Here is a 5,415-nt window from a genome sequence, read left to right on the forward strand (position 1 = left end):
GAACTTTGTTTCCTCGAAGAGACTCTCACTTGCCGATTTCTTATGATGCGCTGTAGAATGCCATCGAGCTTTCTTGATCATTGAAGGCTCACCGTCTGAGATTCAGCGCTCACCACTGGAAATGCACAAAAAACCCCATCACTCCGTGAGGAATGATGGGGTGAGACTGGCAACGACCTACTTTCACATGACCTTTCGTCATACTATCATCAGTATATTAGTGTTTCACTTCCGTGTTCGAGATGGGGACGGGTGGTTCCACTGATCTTTAATCACCAGACGTTTGTTCATTTATTCATTTGATTGTGATGAACAACGTGTCTGCTGATTGCTTTTAATCAATTGAGCTGGTCCATTGAAAGCTGCGCACGCATGAGATAATTAATTCAATTGGATGATTAGTGATGATAAGCTTAACACATTACTGTGCTTAGACCATCATTCTATCAACGTGGTAGTCTTCCACGATCCTATAGGGAGAACTCATCTTAGGAGGGGCTTGGCACTTAGATGCTTTCAGCGCTTATCCTTTCCGCACATAGCTACCCAGCTGTGCCACTGACGTGACAACTGGAACACCAGAGGTGCGTTACTTCCGGTCCTCTCGTACTAGGAAGTAAACCCTTCAATTCTCCAACGCCCACGGAGGATAGAGGACCGAACTGTCTCGCGACGTTCTGAACCCAGCTCGCGTGCCGCTTTAATAGGCGAACAGCCTAACCCTTGGGACCTTCTCCAGCCCCAGGATGCGACGAGCCGACATCGAGGTGCCAAACTTCATCGTCGATATGAACTCTTGGATGAAATCAGCCTGTTATCCCTAGCGTACCTTTTGTCCGTTAAGCGACGGCAATTCCACATTAAACCGCCGGATCACTCAGGCCTACTTTCGTATCTGTTCGACTTGTTGGTCTCACAGTTAGGCTGGCTTATGCCTGTGCACTCAACACGCGATTACCAACCGCGCTGAGCCAACCTTCGCGCTCCTCCGTTACTCTTTGGGAGGATACCGCCCCAGTAAAACTGACCGGCTGACATGGTCCCGATTTCTCGGTTAGAATCGCCAATACCAAAGGGTGGTGTCTCACTTTTGGCTCCACTAAACCCGAAAGTTTAGCTTCAAAGCCTCCCACTTACTCTGAGCATTGAAATCAGCGATTCAGTGACAGCTTACAGTTAAGGTGCATAGGGTCTTTCCGTCCTTCCGCGGGTAGGCGGCATCTTCACCGCCACTACAAATTCACTGAGCGCCTCGTTGAGACAGCGGTCAACTCGTTACACGATTCGTGCAGGTCGGAACTTACCCGACAAGGAATTTCGCTACCTTAGGACCGTTATAGTTACGGCCGACATTCACGGGGACTTGGGTTCAGAGCTTCGCCTTGCGGCTAACCCCTTGCCTTAATCTTTCCGCATTGGTCACGTGTCACATCGTATACTTGGACTTTCGTCTTAGCACAATGCTGTGTTTTTGATAAACAGTCGGTTGACCCCTTTCACTGCGACCTGTCAAAGACAGGCATCCCTTCTTCCGAAGTTACGGGACTAGATTGCAGAGTTCCTTAACGAGGGTTCACTCTTACGCCTTGGTATATTCTACCCACCCACCTGTGTCGGTTTGCGGTACGGGCGTTTATGGAAACACTAAGACGATTTTCTAGGCGGCGATCATCAATACACGGTCATGCCAAAGCACTTCCTGCCAAGTCAATAAGGTCTGTATTGCTTTCTCTCCGCAGCATCTTAGCTTAATCATATACGGCGCAGTAATTTTAAACTGCTTTCCATCGCTTTCGCCGTTCGGCTTAAACTTAGGCCCCGGCTAACCCTGGGACGAACATCGTTGCCCAGGAAACCTTGGGTTTATGGCGGGGCAGGATTTCACTGCCCTATCGTTACTTATGTCTGCATCCTCACTTCTTAACTCTCGACTGTCAGTCACCTTACAGCTTCAACGTGTTAAGAACGCTCCTCTACCACTCACACTTGCGTGCAAATCCAGAGCTTCGGTATGTCGCTTGATCGCCAATCATTTTCGGCGCGAGATCTCTCGATGAGTCAGCTATTACGCACTGTTTAAATGGTGGCTGCTTCTAAGCCAACATCCTCACTGTCAATGAAATCTCACTTCCTTTCCACTGAGCGACATTTGGGCACCTTAGCTGCTGGGCTGGGTTGTTTCCCTTTCGACAATGAAGCTTATCCCCCACTGTCTTACTGCCATGCTTCATTCGAAGGTATTCGGAGTTTGATTGAGTTTGGTAGACGGGTATGCCCCCTAGCTCATTCAGTGCTCTACCCCCTTCGATCAGCACATGACGCTGCACCTAAATACATTTCGAGGAGAACCAGCTATTACGGGGTTTGATTAGCCTTTCACTCCTACCCACAACTCATCCGAGAATTTCTCAAGATTCACCGGTTCGGCCTTTCATGTCGTATTACCAACACTTCTGCCTGGCCATGGGTAGATCACCACCGCTTCGGGTTTAGCTCTAGCAACTTGTCGCCCTTTTAAGACTCGCTTTCGCTATGCCTATCCCCCAGAAGGGTTTAAGCAGCGCCACTAAAACTAACTCGCAGACTCATTAAGCAAAAGGCACGCCATCACCGGACAAGCCGGCTTTGACACCTTGTAAGCACATGGTTTCAGGTACTATTTCACTCCGCTCGCAGCGGTTCTTTTCACCTTTCCCTCGCGGTACTTGTTCACTGTCGGTCACTGATTAGTATTTAGCCTTACGCCGTGGTCGGCGCAGATTCATGCGAAGTTTCACGTGTGTCGCATTACTCAGGTGTCCTCTAGGCTGATTCCAGTTTTCGGTTACGGGCCTTTCACCCTCTTTGGCGCAACTTTCCTGAAGCTTCACCTAACCAGAATCAATGCCATATCGTGGATCCTACAACCCCAAGATAAACTTGGTTTGGGCTGTTCCGCTTTCGTTCGCCACTACTGACGGAATCGCTTTCGCTTTCTTTTCCTCTGGGTACTGAGATGTTTCACTTCCCCAGGTTTGGCTTTCCACAAAGTGGAATTCTACAATTACTTGTAGCAGGTTATCCTATTCGGAGATCTCCGATTTGTAGCGTCTTTGCCGCTATCCGGAGCTTATCGCAGCTTAGCACGTCCTTCATCGCCTTTCAGTGCCTAGGCATTCACTATGTGCCTTCTATTCATTAATTACAAATTTTCATGCTGTGCGCAGTTTTCAATGAACTTATATAAAATCATCCACAAGCACACCATGTTTAAAGTGGTGGGCCAGACAGGACTCGAACCTGTGACCCCCGCCTTATCAAGGCGGTGCTCTAACCAACTGAGCTACTAGCCCGTTGCATTTGATCTTACACGTGGAGGCATGGGGATTCGAACCCCAGACATTCAGCTTGCAAAGCTGACGCTCTACCAACTGAGCTATACCCCCTGCTCGTTATGCATCTCCTAATCACAAAAGCTATTTTGCACGCTGGAAGTCACTTTGCTTCTAACTTATACATTAACTCGACCTGCGCGCTGCACCCCTAAGGGCTGATCCACTAAAGGCTCCACATTGCGCTCTCCATAGAAAGGAGGTGATCCAGCCGCAGGTTCCCCTACGGCTACCTTGTTACGACTTCATCCCAGTTACCAGTCTTGCCTTAGAGCCTTGCTTCCTTGCGGTTGGCTATAGCGCTTCGGGCGAAACCAGCTTCCATGATGTGACGGGCGGTGTGTACAAGACCCGGGAACGTATTCACGGCACCGTAGCTGATGTGCCATTACTAGCGATTCCAACTTCATGCAGGCGAGTTGCAGCCTGCAATCTGAACTGAGCCCAGTTTTAAGAGATTTCCTCCACCTCGCGGTTTCGGTTCACATTGTGCTGGGCATTGTAGTACGTGTGCAGCCCTGGGCGTAAGGGCCATACTGACTTGACGTCATCCCCACCTTCCTCCCAGTTGATCTGGGCAGTCTGATTCGAGTGCTCGGATTGCTCCGGTGGCAACAAATCACAAGGGTTGCGCTCGTTGCGGGACTTAACCCAACATCTCACGACACGAGCTGACGACAGCCATGCAGCACCTGTGCAAAGCGTGTATTGCTACACTATACGGCTTTCACCGTAGACACAGAGCATGTCAAGCCCAGGTAAGGTTCTTCGCGTTGCATCGAATTAAGCCACATACTCCACCGCTTGTGCGGGTCCCCGTCAATTTCTTTGAGTTTTAATCTTGCGATCGTACTTCCCAGGCGGCACGTTTAACGCGTTAGCTCCGGCGCGGAAGGGGTCGAATCCCCCCACACCAAACGTGCACCGTTTACTGCCAGGACTACCGGGGTATCTAATCCCGTTCGCTCCCCTGGCCTTCGTGCATGAGCGTCAGATACTGTCCAGAGTCTCGCCTTCGCCACTAGTGTTCCTCTCGATATCTATGCATTTCACTGCTACACCGAGAATTCCAGACTCCCCTCCAGTTCTCTAGCATGGTAGTATCGGATGCAATTCGGAGGTTGAGCCCCCGGATTTCACATCTGACTTTCCACGCAGCCTGCGCACCCTTTACGCCCAGTAATTCCGAACAACGCTTGAGACCTCTGTATTACCGCGGCTGCTGGCACAGAGTTAGCCGTCTCTTCCTCTTGCGATACTATCAGGTTATACGGAGTTACCCGCCTAACTTTGCTCTCGCATGACAGGAGTTTACAATCCGAAGACCTTATCCTCCACGCGGCGTCGCACCATCAGGGTTTCCCCCATTGTGAATGATTCTCGACTGCTGCCACCCGTAGGTGTCTGGACCGTGTCTCAGTTCCAGTGTGGCTGGCCATCCTCTCAGACCAGCTACCCGTCGTAGCCTTGGTGAGCCTTTACCTCACCAACTAGCTGATAGGCCGCGGGCCAATCAGGAAGCGGCAGGTTACCCCGCCTTTAATCTTTCGATCACATTTGGTATTAATCCAAGTTTCCCTGGGCTATCCCATACTTCCCGGCATGTTACCCACGTGTTACGCACCCGTTCGCCACTAAATAACCTAATATTACTACCAGACTATTCCGTTCGACTTGCATGTCTTATCCACGCCGCCAGCGTTCGTTCTGAGCCAGAATCAAACTCTCCGAAAAAAGTTTGTTGGTGAAAACAACAAACGAAAACTGACATTCATCAACCGATTAACTCATCGGCCAATGTTGCGCCGTGACTCGCACAGCGCGCAAAATAGCTTTTAATGATTTTATCAAACTTCATAAGCGTTACCGCTCACTCAAATTCGATTGGATTCTGCATATTAAAGAACTTTCACCCCTCAATACAACGCTCTCTTCAGTTGAAGAACTCGCTGCACCTCGTGATGCCCTCGTTTTCGGTCGGGAGGAGATACTAACCTATTCCCCGTTCCGTGCAAGTCTTTTAGTCACCTTTTTTAAAAGTTTT

General features: G+C 49.8%; 1 protein-coding gene, 2 tRNA genes and 3 rRNA genes. 1 reads left to right on the forward strand and 5 read right to left on the reverse strand.

The annotated features are described in order from the left end of the window. Positions 1-164: 164 nt before the first annotated feature. The 5 genes from rrf to FEM03_RS24145 all read right to left on the reverse strand — a co-directional run bounded on the left by rrf (position 165) and on the right by FEM03_RS24145 (position 5,105). A 5S ribosomal RNA gene (gene rrf / locus FEM03_RS24125) occupies positions 165-280 on the reverse strand. A gap of 97 nt (positions 281-377) precedes the next feature. Next, a 23S ribosomal RNA gene (locus FEM03_RS24130) occupies positions 378-3,183 on the reverse strand. Between the two features lie 72 nt (positions 3,184-3,255). Beyond that, positions 3,256-3,332 (reverse strand) — tRNA-Ile (locus tag FEM03_RS24135). A 20-nt stretch (positions 3,333-3,352) separates the two neighbouring features. Continuing rightward, a tRNA-Ala gene (locus FEM03_RS24140) sits at positions 3,353-3,425 on the reverse strand. Positions 3,426-3,566: 141 nt separating this feature from the next. Next, positions 3,567-5,105: ribosomal RNA gene (locus tag FEM03_RS24145) — 16S ribosomal RNA — on the reverse strand. Together the 16S, 23S and 5S rRNA genes with 2 tRNA genes alongside form the textbook arrangement of a ribosomal RNA operon. Before the next feature lie 73 nt (positions 5,106-5,178). Here FEM03_RS24145 and FEM03_RS24890 point away from each other — a divergent pair. Continuing rightward, a partial coding sequence (locus FEM03_RS24890) for a hypothetical protein (RefSeq protein WP_206171135.1) occupies positions 5,179-5,415 on the forward strand: 237 nt, incomplete at its 3' end.

Source organism: Phragmitibacter flavus (assembly GCF_005780165.1).
GTDB classification, from domain to species: Bacteria; Verrucomicrobiota; Verrucomicrobiia; order Verrucomicrobiales; family Verrucomicrobiaceae; genus Phragmitibacter; species Phragmitibacter flavus.